This is a genomic window from Nostoc sp. MS1, assembly GCF_019976755.1.
GTDB lineage: Bacteria > Cyanobacteriota > Cyanobacteriia > Cyanobacteriales > Nostocaceae > Trichormus.
Map to the genome: position 1 here is coordinate 6058069 of NZ_AP023441.1, position 24175 is coordinate 6082243.

The following is a 24175-nucleotide window of genomic DNA, read 5'->3' on the forward strand; positions in this document are numbered from 1 at the left end:
GAATTTATATATTAAAGTGAATAAAAGCTGCACGGAGCGTAATAAACCACACTGCCAGCGTTGCAAATAGGTAGAGGTAGAACCTAAGTATAACGAGATTGAATGTGCAATGAACCACACTATGCAAGACACGAAACACAACGAATACCCACGCAGCATTTACATAGACTGTATCCACCTGTTGCGTGATGAACAAATAAAGTAAGAGCGCATAGAAAAGTACCGGAATCTCGAACAGGTTTTTCAGATTATCAGATGGATTAGATACACTTGGGGGTGAGATTTGTGCCAGTGTATTCGGTACAGCTAGGTCTTGGGGTTTGAGCTTGCTAGTTATGATGAAACTAATACGACGAATGTACATATACACCCAGACTAAGAGTGTTAAAAACATTAATGCAAAAAAGGGACTGAAGATTGCATCTTGTCTCATTGGTTCCTCTTAAATTTCCTCATTCTACTGAACATAACGTAATGCTTCTGCTTCTATTAAAACGCCTTGATTTTCAACCAGACTAGCTAAATTTTCTCCATCAATATATTCCATCACAATGCACTAATGTAAATTTTGGCACTGCAATTATATAAATACCCTGAGAGAAATTGACGATTTATTTTAGGTAAAGCAGAAACATACTGAGTTTCATCTACTGTTAGCTTCCTTATCACAGCTAAATTTCTAAAACCCTTACACCGCTATACATTTACACCTCCCCATCAAGAAACTGCCAATGTGTCAACCCTAATTCACAAAGCCCACTAGAATTGTGACAATTACGCTAGAATTATTAAAGCTTCTTTACAGAATTTGCTTAACATCCCCGATTCTGTTAAAACAGCCTAGACCTAAATGTAAATTGTAAAATTCCCCCTAGACTCACTAAAAGCCTCTATGACGCTCCCAATTCGTAACGTCGCCATTATCGCCCACGTTGACCACGGTAAAACCACTCTGGTTGATGCACTCCTCAAACAATCCGGCATTTTCCGCGAAGGCGAAGACGTTCCGGATTGTGTCATGGACTCCAACGCCTTGGAGCGAGAGCGGGGGATTACTATCCTGTCGAAAAATACAGCCGTTCGCTACAAAGATACACTAATTAATATTGTTGATACCCCCGGACACGCCGACTTCGGTGGTGAAGTTGAACGGGTACTCGGCATGGTTGATGGATGTCTTCTAATTGTTGATGCCAACGAAGGCCCCATGCCTCAAACTCGTTTCGTGTTGAAAAAAGCTTTGGAAAAAGGGCTGCGTCCTATCGTCGTGCTCAACAAAATTGATCGCGCCAAAGCTGACCCCCACGTTGCTGTGGATAAAGTATTGGATCTGTTCTTAGAATTAGGTGCAGACGAAGACCAGTGTGATTTTACCTATCTGTTTGCTTCTGGTATGGGCGGTTATGCTAAAGAAAGCATGGAAGCAGAAGCAGTAGATATGCAGCCCTTGTTTAATGCAATTCTGCAACACGTTCCACCACCAGTAGGCGACATCAACAAACCCCTACAATTGCAGGTGACAACCCTAGATTATTCTGAATACTTGGGACGGATTGTCATTGGTAGAATCCACAATGGTACTATCCGCGCTGGTCAGCAAGCGGCTCTAGTTACAGAAAGTGGCTCCATAGTCAAGGGCAAAGTTACCAAGTTGATGGGTTTTGAAGGGTTAAAGCGGGTAGAAATGGAGGAAGCTACCGCCGGTTATATTGTTGCGGTGGCTGGTTTTGCTGATGCTTACATTGGTGAAACAATTACTGACCCCAACGAACCCCAAGCCTTACCACTAATTAAAGTGGATGAGCCTACCTTACAAATGACCTTCTGGGTAAATGATTCACCCTTTGCTGGTCAAGAAGGTAAGTTGGTGACATCAAGACAAGTACGCGATCGCCTATTCCGCGAACTAGAAACCAACGTTGCTCTACGAGTGGAAGAAACCGATTCTCCTGATAAATTCCTAGTTTCTGGTCGTGGGGAACTGCACCTGGGTATTTTAATTGAAACCATGCGCCGCGAAGGTTTTGAGTTCCAAGTATCCCAACCCCAAGTAATTTACCGAGAAATGAACGGTCAACCTTGCGAACCTTATGAACTCTTGGTTTTAGACGTTCCTGCTGATTCTGTTGGTAGCTGTATTGAACGCTTGGGACAACGCAAAGGCGAAATGCAAGATATGCAGCCTGGAAATGGCGATCGCACCCAGCTAGAGTTTGTCATCCCCGCTCGTGGTTTGATTGGTTTCCGTGGTGAATTTATGCGGATGACCCGTGGCGAAGGCATCATGAACCACAGTTTCTTAGATTACCGTCAACTCAGTGGTGAAATTGAAGCCCGTAACAAAGGTGTTCTCATCTCTTTTGAAGAAGGCGTTTCTACCTTCTACGCTATGAAGAACGCGGAAGATAGAGGCTCATTCTTCATTACTCCCGGTACTAAAGTTTACAGAGGCATGATTGTGGGTGAACACAACCGTCCTCAAGACTTAGAATTGAATGTCTGCAAAACCAAGCAGTTAACCAACCACCGTGCTGCTGGTGGTGATGAACTAGTCCAGTTACAAGCACCAATAGACATGAGTCTAGAGCGTGCATTAGAGTACATCGGTCCCGATGAGTTGGTGGAAGTAACACCTCAATCTATTCGCCTACGGAAGATGGCGAAGAAGTTAGCGAAACGATAAGTAAAAGTCTTATTTAATTAATTTGAGAAGCCCGCCATATGAGCGGGCTTTTCGTTTTTCGCTAAAATTAGAACTCTTGGATAAATATTTAATTAGTAATAAATAATACATATTATTAACTTCTGATAAAGATGCAGAAACCTAAGTAAAGGTTATGTAATTTTTATTTACTGTATACAATACCTTAGCCAAACTACGAGGGTTCAACCCCTGTGGAAACGGGATGAATACGTCCCAGAGAAGTAAGCTTGGCAAAAATTTGCGCTAATAAAATAGGCTCAGGCTTTTGAGGAAGTATTTTTAGCATTTCACGGACATATTGAAAACCACGGTAATAAGCTTTCAGGTCAATAATGCCAGAACCAGGATTATGTTTACGGAAATCAGCCAGAAGATGATGGGATAAATTAACCATGAAGAAGGCAAGATTAGCCGCATTAGTCACAGCAGTTTGGGAAGAATTCATAAAGTCCTCTAAACCCCAAAACTGCTTGGCATCACGAAAATTAAACTCGATTTGAAAACGTAACTTGTAGTAGTCAATAATCTTATCAGCCTTTAAATCTAGGTCACTGGAAAATAAAATTACATGGCTACGAGCCTGAGTTTTAAGATGAGTTCTGACCAAAATAACTACATTTAAAGCCTGGGCAAATTCTTTGTGAAGAAGAGTCGCCTGATAAATATCAGATTGAATTTCGTCCTCAATATCACTTTTACACAAGTATTTGTCAGGTAGATTACGATAGTCTAGCTTGTCGCCGTATTTACGACGAGAGCGTTTACTGGAGTTGACAATACGAAGAAAGATAAACCATTAATTGGTTTACTGGCTAGGCTAGAAAAAAATCTATCTACCCCGTAAGTTTGCTTACCCGATTTACTGATTACAACTTCATCTCCTGCAAGCAAGTACACATCATTTTCTCGCCACAAATGTTTACGAAAAAACAGCCAAAACAATGTTGCCCAAGGTATTACTGTAGAGAAAAATCTCCCCATTGTCCGATAGCTACCGCGTTCCTCTGTCCAACGGGCAATTCCCCTCATCGTGACTCGACCACTCATAGCTAACATCGCCAGGATAATTTGGTTCAATTGCCGCATCGTTGTCGCGTTTATCTGCGGTAGCAGGCATTGTAACAATGATAAGATATCGGACATGGGCTGCTTGTAGCTTTTGAGTTGTCGTTGTGAGAGACAATAACTCTACTACGAAACGCCCTACCTCTTCATGCTCTTATTTTGGCAACTGTATTGAATAAGTCGTAGTCATTGAAAAAAGTCATGTAATTTGTCGCCCAAAATTCAATAAGCTTGATTCGGCTTTCATTGCTGAAAAGTATTGATATATATGGATTTTTGGTTAAAATAATGCTGTGACAAATAATTTGTCGAAGTGGTCAATTAATTCGTCGCTCTACAGCTGATAAATAACCATAATTTCCAGTTCTTTATCTGTTATTTCTACAGGGATTTGTAAATGTAAAATTCCATCTTTACCTACACGTGATCGCATTTTTATACTATCCATAATCCTTCTCACTTCTGAAAAATCTATATTTAATCAAAAATAGAAACTACGGTAATCCCAGTAACGCGGTGCATAGGCTTTGTTCTTTTCTCTGTTGTGATTAATTCCTCTGCACTAACTGAAATTGCCGCAGCTACATGAAGCGCATCCATAGCTGCTAAACCATACTGAGAAGCAATTTGATAAGCCTCTTGAACAATATAGGTCAAATCATTTGCCCAGTAAGTAACATCACCAAAAAACTCTTCATAGAATTGGGCTTCTTCTGTTTGCTTGTTGTAAATCGCTTTCGGGCTTACCTCCAATTTAACAAACTCACTAGAAGCAAATTCTCGTTCTGAATCTTCTAATATTTCAAGGGCTTTCTCAGCAATTGCACCAACGCCACTTGCTGCACTGAGTAACACTCCTGAATCAATATATGTTATTTTCATTCTTCACTACCTTGTAACCCACCTCTGCGGCTGGCAAGTTCTTTTTCTATTTCATCTTCGTTTAATAAAGGCTTACCAGAAGCAACAATTTTAGAGCGAATTTCTCGTAAGCGTACTCCCAAGGGAGGTTTAGTTGGAGAGTTTTTTAAGTAAAGAAACTCCACAAAATCTAAAACTTCCTGTTGTTTTTCTTGAGGGAGAGAACGCCAGTGTGTTAATAATTCTTGTTCTGCACTCATTAGTATTTACTCACTAAGATTACTCATGTTTCTATTCTAAGGTTGGCATCCCCACAGAAGAACTAACAGCCTCTGCTGCTTCTTCCCCTTCCAGCAATATCATCAAGGCTTCCATCTCCTTAGTTGCAACTCGCAGTTTCTCCATAATCTCAGCAGCAATCACCTCTGGCTCAGGTAAATTATCCCCTGATTGCAGGCTCTCATCCCGTCACCAGGAAATATCCAGGTTTTCATTACGTTTTTCAATATAATCCCGTGTAAAGCAGCGAAAACGCCCATCCTCACCCAAATCTACACGAGGACTATTGCCATTGGGGTCATCTCCATAGCATTGCTCGAATTGGGCGAAATGCTCACGAGTTAAAGGATAACGCTTACCAAAACTGGGCATATTGGTTCGCATATCATAGAACCAAACCGCTTTGGTGTTGCCTTTCTCCGTTGTGCCACGCTGGAAAAATAAAACATTAGTCTTCACACCTTGAGCATAAAATATGCCAGTTGGCAACCGTAAGATTGTATGTAAATTGCACTTGTTCATCAAGTCAGCCCGAATCGCTCGTCCTTGTCTATCCTCAAACAGTACGTTATCGGGTAAAACCACAGTTGCCCGTCCCCCTGGCTTGAGTGACCTGTATTGCTGTAAAAACGCCAATTGCTTGTTTGAGGTGTGATAGGTGAAATCATCTCTCGAAGGTAAACCACCACCCTTTTTTGTGCCGAAGGGCGGATTAGTGAGAATTGCATCGGCTTTAGCTAATCGCTGTCCGCCTGGAGAAAGGGTGTCACCTAAATCAACTGCCCCCTCGATTCCGTGTAACATCATATTCATCAACAGCAAGCGGTGAGCATCCTGCACCAACTCCATCCCATAAAATGCCTGATACTGCTGAAAGGATTGCTGGGCTTCAGTCCATTCAAAGGGGTCATGGTGTTGACGAATATAGCGATCGCCTGCAATCAAAAAACCCCCCGTACCCGCAGCCGGGTCTTGGATCAATTCTCCTGGTTGTGGCTGAATCAGGGCAACCATGCAATCAATCAAAGGTCTAGGGGTGAAATACTGACCCGCACCAGATTTTTTCTCATCTGCATTTTTCTGAAGTAAGCTGTTACGCAGCTAAAGTTAATAAACAGCATTACCTTTATTTTTAATCTTGCGTTCCCATTTAATAATAAGTCCACCTTGATTGAGCAATTTATTTAACAATTCTTCTAGCTGTGATACAGACTCAAACAATCTATGAGCTATATATTCTTTAGCTGAATGCCAAAGCAATTCAATTAAATTATAATCTGGACTATAAGGTGGAAGAAATTCTAGAATAATATTTGGCATTTCTGACTCAATTTTAGATAAAATATCTTTCCTTTTATGGAAACTAGCATTATCTAGTATGATAACTATTTTCGCTGAACCATCTTTAAATTCTTCAACTGATTTCCCTTGTTCTACCCATTCTTGTAACAGAAAATTATTTAGAGATTTAATCTGTTCATAGAATACATCTGCATTTCCTTTTTTTATGACAAAATTTATTCTTTTCTTGTCATGATAACGTAACCCTCCCATAATATTTACTCTTCCTCTTCTCCTTTGCCCTGTAACTTTTTTCCTTGTACCTTTCTTACCCCAACTTTTTCTTCTTATCACTCTTAAACTAAATCCACTTTCGTCCCAAAACCATACTTGTAAACGCTCTGGAGTTTTTTTGGTTATTCTTAAATATTCTGATAGCTTTTCTTGAAATGCCTTACGCTTTTCAGGATTCTGTTTGTCCTCTAGGCTATATTTTGCCCAGAGGTAAACGTACTTTTTTCGCTCTAATATTCTCCTAACTTGAGAGCCGCTTAACTTAATTCCTGTTGTTTCTTCAAGATATGTTGCTAATCTTGCCGCCGTCCATCGACCAAATTCATATCCATTTTCTACTGGGTCTTTCTCAATTATTTCTAATAACAAATTTTCATATTCTTTGGTAACTTTGCGGCAGTTACCTTCTCTTCTTCCATCTAAAAAGCTTTCTAAATTATCCGGGTCGCCGTGAACTGCCCAATATGCGACTGTCGGATATGCAATCTCTAAAAAATTGCTAATTTCTTGATATGTTTTTCCATCATTTATCAACAGAATAATCAGAATCTTCTCTCTTACATAAGGATTTTCATGCTCTTTTAGTGTTTTCAGTAGCCTTTCCTTCTGCTCTTGAGAAAGATGGTTTTTTGCTGGCATATATGGCCGATAATAGTTTTTTGCTTAAGTTTATATTATACAATTAAGCTGTGTAGCAGCTTAACCCTTCATACAAATCGCCAAACTCATCTCGATGCTCAGAAAACCAGTCAAGTTCATCAATACTGGTGACTAACTTTTTGAGGATGCGCGGTTGTTTGAAAGAAGTTTAAGCATTAGCAAAAATCGCCTGTACTCGCTGCAAAGAATCCTCAGAACCCAACATGAGTAACAGCGACCTATAAAATGTTAGCTGTTCAACTCCATCCTTACTCACCAAATCAACCCAGCGAAAGCCTTCGGGTAATTGTGTTTCCGCCCCTGTCTCCTGCGCCATCTTCAGGAACAATAGATAGGTTAATTCCGTAACATATTGCAAATAAGTAACGCCATCGTCTCGCAGGACGTAACACAGGTTCCATAGTTTTTGAACAATATCCGAAGTGGGCATAATTCGTAATTAATAGTTTTGTACTAATAATGGATTAAACGCGGATTATATCAAATAGCAGTATTCCAGATGCTTTCATGAAGCTTGATGACAATATTTTCTAAATCTCCGCCAAACACCTTATTAAGTCGCTCAAACCCTCCGCCTTGGCTTTTAAATTCGCCTCGGTCTAAGGCAGCGCGGTCAACTATGGTTTCAGCTTTGATTTGTTTCCCAATTCTTTCTAACCAGCGTCGCTGGGGAACAGTCCAAGGTTGACTGGCGAGGATGGTTTTTAAGGCGCGATCGCATCGTTCACTGTAGGGTATTAAGGCATCACCCAAAGCAGCTTGGCGAATAAAACCAATAATCGAAGCGGCAATATCCTCATTGGTCATCTCTCGCCAGGCTGTCTGTAAGTTTGTCTCTGAGTACCCCGCAGTGTCCAGTAGCATTCGCAGTTCTTTGAGTTGCGCTCTAGTTAATTCACGCGGTCGCTGAGTGACAACCACCAAGGCAGGAATTTTGTTCATGTTCTCCAGCAAGAAGGCGCGAAAACTCTCTAAATAATCTTCTGGACGTTCAGCATTGCCGTAACCCCTTTCAATTGCGACTAACTCATGAACCTATCCCACTAATACCAGCAATATGATAATCTGCTGTTGAAAACGGTAAGTTGTATCAGGGTATGGCGGGGAAATTTGAAGGGTTAAGTGATATGGAGTGGAAGTTGTTTGAAGATATATTCCCCAAGGAACCAGAAAACAGAGGAAGGGGAATGCCTCATGCACCATTTCGTCATGTACTGAACACGTTATTGTATATATTGATAACAGGATGCCGTTGGTGTGATGCTCCCACAGGAGAAATCTGGGCATCAAAAAGTGCAGCGCACAGATGGTTGCAACGTTGGGAAACGGACGGAACTTTGGAAAGTTTACAAGCAAGGATACTAGGAATTGCAGAGGAAAGAAGCCTAATCAACTGGAATTACGGTGCTGTTGATGGGTCTTTTTCCCCCTGGCAAAGGTGGCGGTGAAGGCGTTAAGTACGGTCATAAAGGTAAGGGAATTTTAATACACACCTTAACTGATGGTAATGGTATGCCCTTGGCTAATCGCACAACTCCAGCCAACGGTAGTGAAACAGATCAAGTGATACCACTGTTAGATAGTGTCAAAGTTAAAACGAATAGACCCGGTAGACCTCGTAAACGTGTTAAAGTTCTGGCTGCTGACAAAGGCTATGATTCCAAGGACAAACGGGCTGCATTGCGTAAACGTGGAATCAGACCTCAATTGCCGCGCGCGTGTTTGGAAGAATCGAAAAAATCGGGGTAGACCAATTAAAATTTCTGTTCCGCGTTTTCAACAAGAGCGCTGTTTTGCTTGGTTTCAAAGAAAATATCGCCGACTCGTTGTTCGGTGGGAAAGAATTTCTGCCTGCTTCAACGGTTTTCTTTCTCTTGCGACAATTCACATCTGGATTAACAGAATTTTATTCGTGGGATAGGTTCATCAGCATGGCGGGAAACCAATATTGGTGCAGTTCCACCATCTCGACGATCTAGAATTTGGGCGATCGCTTTTCTTTGTTCCCACCATTGTTTTACCTGCTGTGGTGTACTTTGCTTGAGGTGGGAAACTAGATTTGATAATGGCATTCCGGCGATCGCTTCTAACTGTTCCTGACTGTTAAGACTCAACTGCCTGCGTTGGCGCTGAATTTTCGCCAGTAGTTGGTTAATGACTATTTCTAGAGCATCAGTAGTTTTGACTGTTTCCAACTCCTCTACCAATTGAGTAAAGGAAATATTGGGGTTAACCACCACAGGTTTCATGCTAGATAAAGGAGCGATCGCTTCATATAATCACACTGCGTCGAAAATCCGAAACACTTCTTTGCCAATATCATTACATAGATGGGTTGCCCTTCCCAACATTTGCTCGTAGAGAATGCGAGAATTGATGCGACGAATAAACACCAAATTACAAATTGAGGGAACATCAATACCTGTGGTTAGCAAGTCCACTGTTACAGCCACTTTCGGATTAACTTCATTGCGGAACTTGCGAATCAACTCTAATGGCTTATCTGCATTGCCTGTAATCTTGACAATTGCATCATCCTCCACACTGCCATAGATAGCCTGAAACGCTTGCTTTAGCTGGTTAACAACAATATCCGCATGACCATCGGTAGCACAGAAAATTAAAGTTTTTTCAGGCAATGAATTGTAGACAGCTATGAGCAAGTCAGAGAAAGACCTGGAGATAATAAAGAGCAAGAAGAATATTACTCAGGTAAAGCAAGTAAACATAAGTAAGTCGGTGGGAAAAAACAAAACTAAGTTAAAAAAGGTAAACAAAGCTATAACCCTCTTCGCTTCTCCGCAGTTGCTCCACTTGGGCAAAGCCCAAGACCGCACTGCTCTCTGCCTCCTGCCTTGCAATAGCGATAATTTTTAACACTGAGCTACTTACATTTAAAAGTCAGATAATTATCTTGCCTAATGGCAGCGATATCGTTGATGTTGTGGCAGGAGAACCGGGTCCAAAAAGTGATATAACTTTATTCCGAGAAAACCGTGATAACTTTGAGCCACAACAGAAATTTCAGGGAGACTTAGGATATCTAGGCGAAGATTTAATTGATACTCCTATTAAAACACCAAGAAAAGGAAAGTTAACAATTGACCAGAAACAACAAAATCAAGAGTTTTCGTCCAAACGAGTATTTGTTGAACACCGAATCCGTTCAGTAAAAATATTTCGAGTTGTTCAAGAAAGATTTCGGTTAAATCCGAAAAAATATGCTGAGGTAATTTTGACAATTTGTGGACTAGTAAGATTCCGAATTGGCGCACTTATATTACCACCAGAAATCCACGCAAGCGCCTGAGATGAAATTAATGCACATCACCATATATTTTGGTCTTGTTCTCTATAATAAATATCTCAAACCCGTATTTTATCATATTCACTAGTTAGCTTTTGATGCTTGCATTTACGTCTCATAAGCTAGCCACAGCAAAGCTTTGATAGTTTTCGGAGATGTCTATTGGTGAATTTTACTCCTGGAGTTTAGACTAAATAGCCGCGCGACGAAGAAAAAATAAGGGGTGTGCTTGAACACAGGCCCCTTATTAGCAGAACCTGAGAGAAGAACCACCAACTCTCATCTGCCAATATGAAACGTGCCAAATTAGAGGAATTTCGTCAAGCAGCTTATAATCATTTGGGAAGAGCGCATGATGCAACATTTGAACTGATGGATGCAGTATTGCTGACTCGGAACGCTTACAGTTTGGCAGATTTAGCGCTATCACCAGCATTTAGACGTAAGTGGTCAAGCATCTACGAAGCATTACAAGATAGCAGACCGCAGCGACAAAAATTGATGCAGTTATACATCAAACAGATGCCACAACAGGGTCGTCCGTTGTTAGCAGGCGACCACACAGGTTGGTCACGCCCAGATGCAGTAACTTTGCAGGAGAGGACAATTGAACACAGCAGTGTCACCATAGCCGCAAACAAACCAATTACCGTTGGTCAGGGATATAGTACCATTGCTTGGATACCAGAGGATTCGGTCAGTTGGGCGTTACCTTTGAGACATGAGCGAATTAGCAGTTGGGAAAACCCGATACAAAAGGCCACCTGGCAACTACAGCAAGTGTGTGAAAATTTACCAAATAGACCAATTACAGTTTGGGATAGTGAGTATGGCTGCGCTCCTTTTGTGTTGAAGACGAACAATATCAAAGCGGACATTCTGGTTCGTTTGCGTTCAAATCTTTGTTTATGGGGCGCACCACCACCATATTCTGGCAAAGGGCGACCCAGGAAACATGGTGACAAATTCAAACTCAATGAACCACTCACATGGAGTGAAGCCAATGAGACTATAGAAGTCAACCATCCTCAACTGGGACGGGTGAAGGTGAGCTTGTGGTTTAATTTACACTTTCATCAAACTGCGACACGCCCAATGTCGCTGATTCGAGTTGAGCGTCTGGATGCAGAAGGCAACCTACGTATATCAAAACCTTTATGGTTGGCTTGGGTGGGAGAAGAAATGCCACCACTAGAAGAAGTTTGGCCACTCTACCTCCGACGTTTTACTGTTGACCACTGGTATCGTTTTTTGAAGCAACGCTTGCACTGGACATTACCTAAATTGAGTAGTCCCAAGCAATGTGAGCGTTGGAGTGACCTCATGCCTCTGATGACTTGGGAATTGTGGTTGGCTCGTGATATCGTTGCTGATAACCCTTTACCTTGGCACAAATCATTAGACAATTTGACTCCTGGCAGAGTTGCTCAAGCAATGGGGAGCATTTTTGCGGTGATTGGTACTCCAGCCCGTTCGCCTAAACCTCGCGGAAAGTCTCCAGGCTGGAAACCAGGAAAACCACGACAACGTAGAATTCGCTATCCCATAGTCAAAAAAACTACAACTAAGCCCCGCAAGAAGCAACCAGAATCTGCTTAGTACCTTAGATTTTCATCTCTAAAGCCTGTTTCTTTTCAACTCAGCGTTGCTGGGTCGTTTCTTGTTGCTTAGTCTAAACTCCAGTTTTAAAAAATCTGATACAGATGCAAACGCCCAAACCTTTACTACGTATCACTTTCTTAATTTTGAATTTATATTACTCCCATTCCTCAAATTGATTACTAGTATTACGAAGTAGAGAATTTAGTTGTGCGCGGCGGGTTTCAAAGTTAGCAGCGATGGAGATTAAGGCAATACCCACCAATAAACCGACTACCCATTTTAAGAAGGGGTAACGCAAGCTAAAAATTACTAACTGGTAAATGCTGGTAATGAAAAAGGTGGCTGTACCAACATAGAGAAATGCCCTAATTCGCAAAGCCAGTCCCGCAAAGATGGCAATTAAAGCAAAACTTCCAGGTATGAGGGGGGCATTTTGATAGAATAGAATTGCCCAGAAACATATTATGCCACTACCAAAAACTCGTAAGCTGTGACGACCTACTTTAGAGTCCGGTTGTGTTAGTTGTGGATCTATTTGGGCGATATACAGCAGTGATAAACCAATAACTGTGACGTACCATAAACTATCTGTAAGGCGTAATTGAGCAAACCAGTTAAATAATGCCCAATTTATCAACACCAGACTGATATAGGTAAAACGGATGTTTTCGGCTACCTTGGCTAAGAAGACGTAGAAGCCGGCGGCGATAAGTAGAGTGAAGGGGTGAACGTAGAGTCTGGTTTCCCCTAAAATTACCAGTGGCACAATATAGGCGGCTTGTTGCCAAGGTTTTTGTGACCATCCCCAACGTTGCCACGGTAATATATACAAAAAGTAGGCAAATACGCAAGCGATCGCTCCATTCCAAGGTACTAAGGGGCCTGTAATCCATTGTCCTACGGCAGTTTCTCGCCAGTAAACTCTCATCCCTGCTACTAACAAGAAGCCCAGGTAAACCCATAAATCTGCTGTACTGATGCGTCCGAAGACACGCGACACAGATGAGTCTGGTGCATTTTTACCTTGCAGGATGGCGTAGACAATTAAAACGGCTCCCGTTCCTAACCCCACAAGGCGGTTAACTTGGATAGGAAAGCTAATTGCTGTCATCAGTAAGGCGCTACTCCACAACCAATGGAGATGAGCAATTACTTGTAGTTCTTGGGTACTCAGGCGGAGGTAGTTTTTCAGCCAAGGGGTGAGGATGCGGTAGGCTGACATGATACTTGTGCCAAGGGCAGCCATAGCAATTAAGCCATCACCCAAACCGCCACCAGAGGCTTGTAACATTTGATAGAACAAGATTTCATAAGCGGAGACGGATACGCCAGCAATCCCCAAGTAAAGCAGGGGTTTGAAGTCTTGGCTACGTCGCCCGACACCAATGAAAATTAATGATACGCCTAAAGAACACAACCCAGACCAATCGGTAAAGGTGTTAATTCGTAACAGGACGCTAAATAGACCATAGAATATAGGTAGGATGTGGAAACTGCTGGGTAGTTTGGTTAATTGGTAACGTCTTCGCCACCATTCGCCTAAAACTTGCGTAAATAAACCCAAGGCAATGTTAGCGATCGCAATCCGAATAATTGAAGGTTCACGAAATCCTAGTACCTCAGCTACCATTAACTCAACACACCAACCAATTCCATAAAATGCCCAGTCTGTGGGTTGTCGCCAACTGCGATAAATAATTGCGCCTAAAGTTATGGCTATGGCAATTAAGTATAAAATTCCTGGCTTGGTAAAATCTTGGTAAATACCCAAGGAATGGTATGTAAGCAGCGATAATTCTACACCACATAGTGCGATCGCCCATTTATCAGCCGCAACTGCATATACACCTGCTAATTCCTGACTACGGCGTAATAGTAATGTGCGTCCTAACCATAAACTTAAAGTGGCGATCGCACCCACAATATACCATCCGGCAATGGCTAGGCGTGGTAAACCGGGAATACCTTCCCACAACAACGCCGCAATCAAACTTAAGCCAAAGCCAATGGTAACGCCTGCAACTTCTTGCTTGGGTAGATAGTGGCTATTGGCATACATCACACCCGTACTCACAGCCAAACTAATTAATCTGGTTCCGGGTAAGGGTAGGGTTAATAGCTGTGTCATCCCTACCGTTAGGATACTCAATAGACTATTAGTGGTGCGTTGCTTGGCAGTTGTACGACTGGCTAAACCTGTCAGGGTTATGGGTGTGGCTATCCACATTATGATCCACCAATGCCCTTTGTTGTATTCGCCCACCCAAGCGGGTTCGATATGAGTCCACAACAACAAGAAACTGATAATAGCTAACCCTAGTCCGATGTGCCATGCACTACGTCGCCATAATCCAGTTCCCAGACTATACGCCCACTCTACCACCATGAGGACGATGAGAATGCTTGCCCACAGGGGTACAGTGAGGCGGGGGAATAACTTATCTATGATTGATACTAGGGTTAATAATCCGCCAACGTGGGTGAGGTAAACTAAGGGAACAGGTACAGGAGAACGTCGTTGGCTGACGGTTGCTAAGGTGATGGTGGACAGTAATAAATTCAGCGATCGCAAGGTAGGATTAACTGTGGCGATCGTTGTTAAACAAGTGCCAAATATCAGTGCTAAAAACTCACCACATTGTGCCAATTCTCGCTTGCGCTGATGATGAAAGATTTCTGTGAGAACTACGACGAGAACTAAGTAAGGAAATAAGGCAATACTCAGTAATGCCCAAGGTTCATTTTGTGCTTGGGTAAGTTGCGTACCAACAATGATCGCTAATTTCTGCACTCCAGCAGGAACTAACCGCCAACCTAACCAAATCGCCTGTAAACCAACGACAAATGATAAGACAAAATCTGCTTGTAAGTTGTATCTGTATAGCCGCACTCCTTCAACCCATAAGATTAAACCACTAACTGCGATCGCCTGTTCTGGATGATCTATGACAGCTACTAGCCAACCGATGAATAGGAGGATACCGCCGAGTTTTTCCCAAGGGAAGGGGGTGGTGGTTCGGCTACGCTCACCAACCGGGGTTAGGGGAGTGGGGGGAGATGAGGGGGTTGTTTGTGGTTTTCTTTGTTGTTGTGCTAGCCAAGTTGTTAACCAACCGCAAACACCAATGGCTAAACCTAATTGGGTAATATCAACGCCAGCGACAAAAATAGCTCGTGATAAAAGCAGTAATAAAGAATAGACTATTACGGCAGCATAGATATTAATAATCTGTTTCTGGGGTTGTTCGCCTTCGTTTGCCAAGGGTATATATTGGCGGTGTTGCTGTCGGCGGCTGTGATAAATTGTGATGATGGTTGTGCTGATCATTGCCGCATAAACGGCAATCAAGGGGAATCCTGATAATTTCCAGCCCCAATGCAGATAACTTAAACCGAGAATATTTATTAAGGGTAAATTTCCTCTGGGGAAGTTACCGATAACTATGGGATTTCTACATAGCGATGTTGTCACTACTGTTAATATCGGGGCGGCGATCGCTAATGTTATCCAGTCTAGAGGATTATGCCACAACCCGAAGCTGTCCATTGCCCAGAAATTAACGGGAACTAATAACAGAGTGACAATTAATAATGTCTGCGCCGTCAATCTCAGGTTATTTTGTCTACCAGCCCAGAAACTGAACCCCCAAAAACTCAAAGTATAAGCCAATAAAACTCCATACTGCCCAGAAGCCGGGAATTTCTCCCACTGACTTGCAGCTAGTACACCAGATGAAACTACAACTAAAAATACTCCCAGAAACAGCAGCCACCGCACACTTAATTCTTCTCCCAAAGACTGCAACATTCGGGAAACGATGTTAGGTTGTGCTGGTTGTTTTGGTTGTTTTCTTTTTGGTTCTGGTAACTGGGCTATTAATGACTTTTCTGGTGTTCTGATTGCACCTATCCGTTCCTCTTCCGGCGAAGATTGGAGTTGTAACTGTACCCGACAAACAAGATATTCTCTACATATTTGCCTAACTTGAGTATCGCTTATCAAACCCAAACGCAACCATATATCCAACCCTTCTAGTAGTTGAGGATGGGAGGAAGGTAGCTTAACTTCGATTCTTAGTGAATGATCAGGAGGCGATGACATAAATCGCAGAGATATCGGAATATATATACATCTTCATTGGCTAAGTTTATAATTACGCGATCGCTGTGCCACTTGTTCTGCTGACTATTAAATTTTTTACAAGAGGCTAGAGGTTACGGGTCAAAGTATTTTTAACTAAAGCAAAAATGATGTAATTAAGATTTTATACTTAGTTATTTTTGCTATAACTAAACTTTATATTTTATATAGCTTTCTTCTATATCAATTATTGTTGACTAATTTATAAAGAATCTGTTACCTTTTTTAACAAAGGACAACAGTTGAGCTAAAAAAACTAGAAGCCTGCAAAACTTCACATTTATCCTTCAGGCAGTGGAGTTAGTACGATTAACTTGATGCGGTTATGATACGACCAACTTACCGCTTTCAGAAAAATTTCTTGTGTAGTTAGTTCATCACAATTGAATTAAGGTATCGGTATTTTCCATCGACATTTGGACTTCTCCTAATCACCTCGGTTGCATAGCCGGGGTTTTTTATTGGTCATTAATCATTAGTCATTAGTCATTAGTTATTTGGCTTACTCCCTACCAACACGCGCTAAACGCGCCGCTACCGCTAACAGCACTTATCACTCATCAATCCCAACTCATACAATTCATGTTCCAATAAGTTTTTACCTTTCTTTTTAGCGGAGTACATTAAATTATCAGCGATTTCGATAATTTCATTAACTGAACGTGGGGGACGCTCAAAAGTAACAGCGCCAATACTAAAAGTGACATGCAGATTTTCTTGCTGCATAGAACATAAAAGAGCTTGTTGTACTCTTTTTAGTACTACTTCAGCTGCTCCATAACTGGTACGTGGTAGTAAAATAGCAAATTCATCACCACCTATTCTGGCAATTACATCAATTTTTCTCAGGGTGGTTGTAGTAGTTTGGGCTACTAGTTGTAGTAAGCGATCGCCAAAATTATGCCCAAACTGATCATTAATTTGCTTGAAGTCATCCACATCGACGTAAGCTAATGTTAAAGGTTCTTGGTGTCTCAATGACTTTTCAATCTCACTATTGACTATATCTAAAAAAAAACCTCTATTGGTTAAACCTGTTAAATTATCTGTTCTGGCTAATTTTTCTAGATTTTTTAAGGTAACTTTTAGTTGTGAAAGCAGATGATTCACAAATAAAAAGAAAGCTAACATTACTAGTGCATTCCAAAAATGTATTAAAGGATGCAGATGGTAGTTATCCTGAATTTGATTAACTATGAGACTGCTCATATCACTGGCTACTGAGATTAAAAATCCCATATCCTGGTTAACAAACCATGAAGAAATACCAATAGGAATTAAATATAGTACTGATACGGAAATCTCTGGGGGTATATAGTAGTCAATTAAACTAATAACTAACATAAGCAATATGCTTAATAAGCTTGAGAACCATTTAGGTTTAGCCTCTAATGTTTGGATAAAACGCATATAACCTCTCCTAACAAGCTTTTTTGCCATTTCTTGCACACCGCCGTGTCTGTTATTATACTCAAATTTTATCTATACTTTATTAAAACTTAACTTATTAGTACCGAAAAATTACTCTTGACAAACTGAAAAACTCAATAGCCAAAAAATTTAAGACTGAGAGTCTGTGCTATATATTACTAAGCTGTTACGCAGCTAAAGTTAATAAACAGCATTACCTTTATTTTTAATCTTGCGTTCCCATTTAATAATAAGTCCACCTTGATTGAGCAATTTATTTAACAATTCTTCTAGCTGTGATACAGACTCAAACAATCTATGAGCTATATATTCTTTAGCTGAATGCCAAAGCAATTCAATTAAATTATAATCTGGACTATAAGGTGGAAGAAATTCTAGAATAATATTTGGCATTTCTGACTCAATTTTAGATAAAATATCTTTCCTTTTATGGAAACTAGCATTATCTAGTATGATAACTATTTTCGCTGAACCATCTTTAAATTCTTCAACTGATTTCCCTTGTTCTACCCATTCTTGTAACAGAAAATTATTTAGAGATTTAATCTGTTCATAGAATACATCTGCATTTCCTTTTTTTATGACAAAATTTATTCTTTTCTTGTCATGATAACGTAACCCTCCCATAATATTTACTCTTCCTCTTCTCCTTTGCCCTGTAACTTTTTTCCTTGTACCTTTCTTACCCCAACTTTTTCTTCTTATCACTCTTAAACTAAATCCACTTTCGTCCCAAAACCATACTTGTAAACGCTCTGGAGTTTTTTTGGTTATTCTTAAATATTCTGATAGCTTTTCTTGAAATGCCTTACGCTTTTCAGGATTCTGTTTGTCCTCTAGGCTATATTTTGCCCAGAGGTAAACGTACTTTTTTCGCTCTAATATTCTCCTAACTTGAGAGCCGCTTAACTTAATTCCTGTTGTTTCTTCAAGATATGTTGCTAATCTTGCCGCCGTCCATCGACCAAATTCATATCCATTTTCTACTGGGTCTTTCTCAATTATTTCTAATAACAAATTTTCATATTCTTTGGTAACTTTGCGGCAGTTACCTTCTCTTCTTCCATCTAAAAAGCTTTCTAAATTATCCGGGTCGCCGTGAACTGCCCAATATGCGACTGTCGGATATGCAATCTCTAAAAAATTGCTAATTTCTTGATATGTTTTTCCATCATTTATCAACAGAATAATCAGAATCTTCTCTCTTACATAAGGATTTTCATGCTCTTTTAGTGTTTTCAGTAGCCTTTCCTTCTGCTCTTGAGAAAGATGGTTTTTTGCTGGCATATATGGCCGATAATAGTTTTACTTAAGTTTATATTATACAATTAAGCTGCGTAGCAGCTTACTATAGGTATCATATTTTATGAAAAAATAAAAATAATTTGATTTTGTAGTTGTAAATTTATTGTTTAGATTACGTAATTTCAAGTTTTCAACCATAACAAATCAACAAGAGTTCGTAAAATAAGCTCATTAGACATCTCCAAAATAGTATATTTTGTGGTAAAAGAACATCATGAGAAGTTTTTTGACACTAAAATATGAGTAATATACTGAATCACATTGAGGAGAATCCGAAAGAAACAAAGCGGTTAATTGGTATGGAGTATGAACAGTTACAACAATTAATCCAAAATACAGAGCAGTTACACCATGAGAAACAAGCGTTGTGAGAATCCAAGAAAGTTAGAATTATTACTGGTGGTGGAGGTCGTAAACCAAAACTATCTATCAAAGAACAAATAATTTTAACCTTAGTATATCTGAGGCATATGACAACCTTTCAACTTTTGGGTATCCAGTTTGGAGTGAGCGAGTCTACAGCAAATGACACATTTAACTATTGGTTGCCACTCTTGAGAGAATTGTTACCATCCAGTTTAATTGAACAAGTAAAAAAAAAGAATCTGACTATCAAGTAGTTAAAGAGATACTCACAGATTATGAATTAATTGTAGATAGCTATGAGCAAGTCAGAGAAAGACCTGGAGATAATAAAGAGCAAGAAAAATATTACTCAGGTAAAGCAAGTAAACATACATTTAAAATTCAGATAATTATCTTGCCTAATGGCAGCGATATCGTTGATGTTGTGGCAGGAGAACCGGGTCCAAAAAGTGATATAACTTTATTCCGAGAAAACCGTGATAACTTTGAGCCACAACAGAAATTTCAGGGAGACTTAGGATATCTAGGCGAAGATTTAATTGATACTCCTATTAAAACACCAAGAAAAGGAAAGTTAACAATTGACCAGAAACAACAAAATCAAGAGTTTTCGTCCAAACGAGTATTTGTTGAACACCGAATCCGTTCAGTAAAAATATTTCGAGTTGTTCAAGAAAGATTTCGGTTAAATCCGAAAAAATATGCTGAGGTAATTTTGACAATTTGTGGACTAGTAAGATTCCGAATTGGCGCACTTATATTACCACCAGAAATCCACGCAAGCGCCTGAGATGAAATTAATGCACATCACCATATATTTTGGTCTTGTTCTCTATAATAAATATCTCAAACCCGTATTTTATCATATTCACTAGTTAGCTTTTGATGCTTGCATTTACGTCTCATAAGCTAGCCACAGCAAAGCTTTGATAGTTTTCGGAGATGTCTATTGCTAAGTATTTATACGAAAAAATAAAATAATTGTGACTTCTGGATGCAATAAATACACGTAAGTACGCTATTTGTTTTTGTGCAGATACCTTTGGCAAAGAATCTATTCTTTTGGCAAAACTATTAGCATAAGATATATCAGGTTACACCAAATTATGTCTTTGTAGTTCTTTCAAAGAAACTAAGATGTTTTCAGACAAGTCAAAGATTATGAACTCATAGATAGTTCTCTAATTTTGGAAGTTAGTTATGTAAGTTTATAGTAGAAAAGATGTCTACTAAATTTGCATTGAATTAAAATTGATTCTCAGAAATATTAACAGCGAGATGAGTGTACTCGTTTGCTAGATTTGTCTGTGTTTGGGGATCTAGCAATGGCTAATAGATAAGTATCTCTGTGCCTTTTAGCAATAGCCTCATAACTTAAAATAGTTGTATAAAATCTAAAAGATGTTTTATATGCTGGAATCAGATAGGTAATGTGACTAATTCCAAGAATCATTTTTATTTCAAAATCAATACAAAAAGAGGTTGATAGTGTAACAAATTATTACGCGAAACATCCATCAACAGACATAGATTCATCTAACTAGCGGAAGTCAAAAACCGAAGAATTAGATATGACTTGAATTATTTACAACAAATTTGCAGGATTTCTAGAGTTTTGGTTTGTTGAGAATCATGAACACATAGCATAGGAAACCAAAACTAATTTTTTTTTGCTATGGTGATCCCAAAGGAATTATTAAGTATACAGCGAAGGCAAAAACATGGTTCTTCGTATCTCTTGACTTATGATTGTCAATTAAAAAAAATAAATCCAAAAAACTAAATTCTTCAGAACCAGAGCAATATTAAGAGGTAATACTTATGGTGACAGTATCTCAAAACACTTATACACAGTTATCTAAAGAGAAATCGCTTGTTCTCTGGTTTGATGAGGTTGGTATTAAAGATATTGGCTTGGTAGGGGGTAAAAATGCCTCATTAGGGGAAATGATTCAACAGCTTACACCCAAAGGCGTAAACGTACCGACAGGGTTCGCCACAACAGCCTATGCTTATCGCTATTTCATTCAGTCGGCTGGGTTAGAAGCCAAGTTGCGCGAATTATTTGCAGATTTGGATGTGGAGGATGTGCGAAACCTACAAGAACGGGGGCTAAAAGCGCGATCGCTCCTCATGCACACCCCATTTCCTCTAGAATTACAAGAAGCGATCGCCACTGCATATCGCAGTTTATGTGACCAGTACAACCCTGACACAGATGTCGCCGTCCGTTCCAGCGCCACCGCCGAAGACCTCCCCGATGCAAGTTTTGCTGGACAACAAGAAACCTATCTCAATGTAGTAGGTGTAGAACAAGTATTAACAGCTTGCCACAAATGCTTTGCTTCCCTATTTACAGACCGAGCAATTTCCTATCGCCACACCAAAGGCTTTGACCATTTTAATGTTGCCTTGGCTGTGGGTGTGCAGAAAATGGTACGTTCTGACCTCGCCACATCTGGAGTCATGTTTTCTATTGACACAGAAACAGGTTTTAAAGATGCAGCATTAATTACAGCCGCCTATGGTTTAGGTGAAAACGTTGTCCAAGGTGCAGTCAATCCAGATGAATATTATGTTTTCAAACCTACATTAAAAGCAGGATTTAAACCAATCATTGATAAAAAATTGGGCAGCAAACAGTTAAAAATGGTCTATGATCAAGGCTCCCAATCTACAAAAAATGAACCCGTATTAACCCAAGAACAAAATCAATTTGCTCTAAGTGATGCAGAAATTTTACAACTAGCTCATTGGGCTTGTTTAATTGAGGATCATTATTCCCAAGCCCACGGTAGTTATACCCCGATGGATATCGAATGGGCAAAAGATGGCATTACTAACCAACTTTTTGTAGTGCAAGCACGTCCTGAAACCGTCCAGTCGCAGAAGAATGGCAACGTGTTGCGGAGTTATCGATTGGTATTAGGTAATAATGACTCCCCACTCCCCACTCCCCACTCCCTACTCCCCTTAGTTACTGGTCGTGCTGTTGGCGAAGCAATTAGCCAAGGGAAAGCACGAGTTATTTTAGACCCCAAACAAATAGAACAATTCCAAGCTGGGGAAGTTTTAGTAACTGAGAGAACTGACCCTGACTGGGAACCAATTATGAAACGTGCTAGTGCGATTATTACAAATTCTGGTGGTCGTACCTGTCATGCAGCAATTATTGCACGAGAATTAGGTGTGCCGGCGATCGTGGGGTGTGGTAACGCTACGCAAGTTTTAACAACTGGTCAAGAGGTGACAGTTTCTTGTGCGGAAGGAGAAGAAGGGAAAGTTTATCCAGGCTTATTACCTTTCGAGGTCAAAGAAGTTCCCTTAGAAAACTTACCTCGCACCCATACCCAAATCTTGATGAATGTGGGTAATCCTCAAGAAGCTTTTAGTTTATCTGCTATTCCTAATGATGGAGTTGGTTTAGCGCGGACAGAGTTTATCATTGCTAATCAAATCCAAGTTCATCCTTTGGCGTTGATCCACTTCGATAAATTGGCGGATGCAGAACAAAAAGCTAAAGTTGCGGCAATTACAAAAATGTATGATGACAAGCCGCAGTATTTTGTTGATAAGTTAGCCCAAGGAGTCGGAAGAATTGCGGCGGCCTTTTATCCCAAACCCGTGATTGTGCGAATGTCAGACTTTAAGAGTAATGAGTATCGCAACCTTGCAGGCGGCCCCCAATTTGAACCAGAAGAAGAAAATCCCATGCTTGGTTGGCGGGGGGCAGCACGTTATTATGATGTGGGTTATAGAGAAGGCTTTGCTTTAGAGTGTCATGCTATTAAACGAGTACGGGATGAGATGGGTTTAACTAACGTCATTCCCATGATTCCTTTCTGTCGCACACCAGAAGAAGGACGCTTAGTTTTAGCAGAGATGGCTAAACATGGTTTGAAACAAGGCGTGAATGACTTACAAGTTTATGTAATGTGCGAATTACCGAGTAACGTCATCCTAGCTGAACAGTTTGCCGAGGTGTTTGACGGCTTTTCCATTGGTTCCAATGACCTGACGCAATTAACACTGGGGTTAGATAGAGATTCGGCTTTGGTTGCACGACTGTTTGACGAACGTAGCCCGGCTGTAAAACAAATGGTGAAAATGGCGATCGCGTCTGCAAAAAAACAGCACCGCAAAATCGGCATTTGCGGACAAGCACCAAGCGATTACCCAGAATTTGCTCAGTTTTTAGTAGAAGAAGGAATCGATTCTATCAGTCTCAATCCCGACTCTGTATTAAAGACTATGCTGGAAATCGCTAAGGTAGAACAGCAAAGTAAATAACTTCTCTCCTTACTATCATTGCACCTTGCCAAAAAGCCCAGTCATTATGACTGGGCTTTTGTGGGATTATAGTCCCCTGGCTATTTATAGAAGTTATTTATAATCCATTTGTCTGATATTGACTACAGCCCCTAGATTTACTATTTCGGAAATTCGTTATACCGATTCCCAAAATTTTTGTAGCATATTTGCCAAGAAATAAATTATCCATCTTGTGGGGCGGACATCTTGCCTATCCTCGCATACAGGTAGTGGACAAAATAATACTACAATTGTAGTATATAACTAGCGTCAATTACAAATACTACAAAAATTCAATGATCAGCAAGTTTCCATTAACTATTAATAACTCGGTAGATTGCCGACCCCATCGGGGTACAGGCAGAGCAATTTCCTTGCGAGAAGTTGCTAGCTTCTACATGCGTAGCGTATTTGAAGCAATTTACCTCATCAGCGATAAATCCATAAGTGTTGGCATTTTTGGAGCATTAGCCTCTTGGCTGAATCAAGACAAACTCAACCAAAGCGGGGGGTGCAATGTTGTCTAGCACCCACACAGAAAGTATCAACTACCTGACCCCCGCTCCTT

The 24175-nt window shown here is 40.4% G+C and carries 23 protein-coding genes and 1 pseudogene; 10 read left to right on the forward strand and 14 right to left on the reverse strand.

Translation table 11 applies throughout. The features are described 5' to 3' along the window. Positions 1–4 precede the first annotated feature (4 nt). A complete protein-coding gene (locus tag NSMS1_RS26030) occupies positions 5–433 on the reverse strand; it encodes an MAPEG family protein (protein ID WP_224087566.1) in 429 nt (142 codons plus the stop codon). A gap of 459 nt (positions 434–892) precedes the next feature. Here NSMS1_RS26030 and typA point away from each other — a divergent pair, with 459 nt between their 5' ends. Continuing rightward, positions 893–2683, forward strand: coding sequence for a translational GTPase TypA (gene typA, locus NSMS1_RS26035; RefSeq protein WP_224087567.1), 1791 nt, complete (start codon positions 893–895; stop codon positions 2681–2683). Between the two features lie 193 nt (positions 2684–2876). Here the strand turns inward: typA and NSMS1_RS26040 are convergent. The 8 genes and pseudogenes from NSMS1_RS26040 to NSMS1_RS26070 form a co-directional block, all read right to left on the reverse strand. After that, positions 2877–3847: pseudogene (locus NSMS1_RS26040) on the reverse strand (transposase). A 399-nt stretch (positions 3848–4246) separates the two neighbouring features. After that, entirely contained in the window at positions 4247–4651 is a 405-nt protein-coding gene (locus tag NSMS1_RS26045; protein ID WP_224087568.1) for a type II toxin-antitoxin system VapC family toxin, read from the reverse strand. Next, positions 4648–4890, reverse strand: a complete 243-nt coding sequence (locus tag NSMS1_RS26050) for a DUF2281 domain-containing protein (RefSeq protein ID WP_224087569.1) — start codon at positions 4888–4890, stop codon at positions 4648–4650. The genes NSMS1_RS26045 and NSMS1_RS26050 overlap by 4 nt, the downstream gene beginning before the upstream one ends. Before the next feature lie 31 nt (positions 4891–4921). Next, the gene (locus tag NSMS1_RS35185) at positions 4922–5053 is read right to left on the reverse strand and encodes a hypothetical protein (protein ID WP_263432541.1); all 132 of its coding nucleotides are present in this window, start codon (positions 5051–5053) and stop codon (positions 4922–4924) included. A 45-nt stretch (positions 5054–5098) separates the two neighbouring features. Continuing rightward, positions 5099–6010 carry a class I SAM-dependent DNA methyltransferase gene (locus NSMS1_RS26055; protein WP_224095356.1) on the reverse strand — a complete coding sequence of 304 codons (912 nt, stop codon included), beginning with the start codon at positions 6008–6010 and terminating at the stop codon, positions 5099–5101. A gap of 6 nt (positions 6011–6016) precedes the next feature. Further along, positions 6017–7123 (reverse strand): IS630 family transposase, encoded by a 1107-nt coding sequence (locus NSMS1_RS26060; RefSeq protein ID WP_224087570.1) that lies wholly within the window; start codon positions 7121–7123, stop codon positions 6017–6019. 169 nt (positions 7124–7292) lie between these two features. Then, entirely contained in the window at positions 7293–7574 is a 282-nt protein-coding gene (locus NSMS1_RS26065) for a type I restriction-modification system subunit M N-terminal domain-containing protein (RefSeq protein WP_224087571.1), read from the reverse strand. Between the two features lie 50 nt (positions 7575–7624). Then, positions 7625–8161 carry a type I restriction-modification enzyme R subunit C-terminal domain-containing protein gene (locus NSMS1_RS26070; RefSeq protein ID WP_224095357.1) on the reverse strand — a complete coding sequence of 179 codons (537 nt, stop codon included), beginning with the start codon at positions 8159–8161 and terminating at the stop codon, positions 7625–7627. Positions 8162–8241: 80 nt separating this feature from the next. Between NSMS1_RS26070 and NSMS1_RS26075 the strand changes: the two genes are divergently transcribed. Both NSMS1_RS26075 and NSMS1_RS26080 read left to right on the forward strand, forming a co-directional pair. Beyond that, entirely contained in the window at positions 8242–8592 is a 351-nt protein-coding gene (locus NSMS1_RS26075) for a transposase (RefSeq protein ID WP_224085447.1), read from the forward strand. Next, positions 8558–8893, forward strand: a complete 336-nt coding sequence (locus tag NSMS1_RS26080; RefSeq protein ID WP_224085446.1) for a transposase — start codon at positions 8558–8560, stop codon at positions 8891–8893. Before NSMS1_RS26075 ends, NSMS1_RS26080 begins: the two co-directional genes overlap by 35 nt. Before the next feature lie 146 nt (positions 8894–9039). Here the strand turns inward: NSMS1_RS26080 and NSMS1_RS26085 are convergent, their stop codons facing one another. Together NSMS1_RS26085 and NSMS1_RS26090 are read right to left on the reverse strand one after the other, a co-directional pair. After that, a complete protein-coding gene (locus NSMS1_RS26085) occupies positions 9040–9393 on the reverse strand; it encodes a hypothetical protein (RefSeq protein ID WP_224087572.1) in 354 nt (117 codons plus the stop codon). Between the two features lie 30 nt (positions 9394–9423). After that, complete coding sequence (locus NSMS1_RS26090) at positions 9424–9783, reverse strand: helicase-related protein (protein WP_263432542.1); 360 nt, start codon at positions 9781–9783, stop codon at positions 9424–9426. 275 nt (positions 9784–10058) lie between these two features. Here NSMS1_RS26090 and NSMS1_RS26095 point away from each other — a divergent pair, with 275 nt between their 5' ends. Further along, positions 10059–10454 (forward strand): transposase family protein, encoded by a 396-nt coding sequence (locus tag NSMS1_RS26095; RefSeq protein ID WP_411908648.1) that lies wholly within the window; start codon positions 10059–10061, stop codon positions 10452–10454. Positions 10455–10742: 288 nt separating this feature from the next. Continuing rightward, positions 10743–12050 carry an NF041680 family putative transposase gene (locus NSMS1_RS26100; protein WP_224087574.1) on the forward strand — a complete coding sequence of 436 codons (1308 nt, stop codon included), beginning with the start codon at positions 10743–10745 and terminating at the stop codon, positions 12048–12050. Between the two features lie 157 nt (positions 12051–12207). Here NSMS1_RS26100 and NSMS1_RS26105 read toward each other — a convergent pair whose 3' ends face one another. The 3 genes from NSMS1_RS26105 to NSMS1_RS26115 form a co-directional block, all read right to left on the reverse strand. Beyond that, positions 12208–16155, reverse strand: a complete 3948-nt coding sequence (locus NSMS1_RS26105) for a DUF2157 domain-containing protein (RefSeq protein ID WP_224087575.1) — start codon at positions 16153–16155, stop codon at positions 12208–12210. Between the two features lie 579 nt (positions 16156–16734). Next, positions 16735–17604, reverse strand: coding sequence for a GGDEF domain-containing protein (locus NSMS1_RS26110; protein WP_224087576.1), 870 nt, complete (start codon positions 17602–17604; stop codon positions 16735–16737). Positions 17605–17805: 201 nt separating this feature from the next. Then, a complete protein-coding gene (locus NSMS1_RS26115) occupies positions 17806–18912 on the reverse strand; it encodes an IS630 family transposase (protein WP_224087570.1) in 1107 nt (368 codons plus the stop codon). Positions 18913–19169: 257 nt separating this feature from the next. On the opposite strand from NSMS1_RS26115, the gene NSMS1_RS35190 reads away from it, so the two are divergent. From NSMS1_RS35190 to NSMS1_RS26135, 5 genes are all read left to right on the forward strand, one after another. Further along, positions 19170–19301, forward strand: a complete 132-nt coding sequence (locus NSMS1_RS35190) for a hypothetical protein (RefSeq protein WP_263432521.1) — start codon at positions 19170–19172, stop codon at positions 19299–19301. Between the two features lie 99 nt (positions 19302–19400). After that, a complete protein-coding gene (locus tag NSMS1_RS26120) occupies positions 19401–19550 on the forward strand; it encodes a helix-turn-helix domain-containing protein (RefSeq protein WP_263432520.1) in 150 nt (49 codons plus the stop codon). A gap of 29 nt (positions 19551–19579) precedes the next feature. Further along, the gene (locus NSMS1_RS26125; protein ID WP_224095360.1) at positions 19580–20086 is read left to right on the forward strand and encodes an HARBI1 family protein; all 507 of its coding nucleotides are present in this window, start codon (positions 19580–19582) and stop codon (positions 20084–20086) included. Positions 20087–21117: 1031 nt separating this feature from the next. Then, on the forward strand, positions 21118–23586 hold the full coding sequence (gene ppsA, locus NSMS1_RS26130; protein ID WP_224087577.1) for a phosphoenolpyruvate synthase: 2469 nt from the start codon (positions 21118–21120) through the stop codon (positions 23584–23586). 317 nt (positions 23587–23903) lie between these two features. Next, complete coding sequence (locus tag NSMS1_RS26135; protein ID WP_224087578.1) at positions 23904–24134, forward strand: hypothetical protein; 231 nt, start codon at positions 23904–23906, stop codon at positions 24132–24134. Positions 24135–24175: the final 41 nt, after the last annotated feature.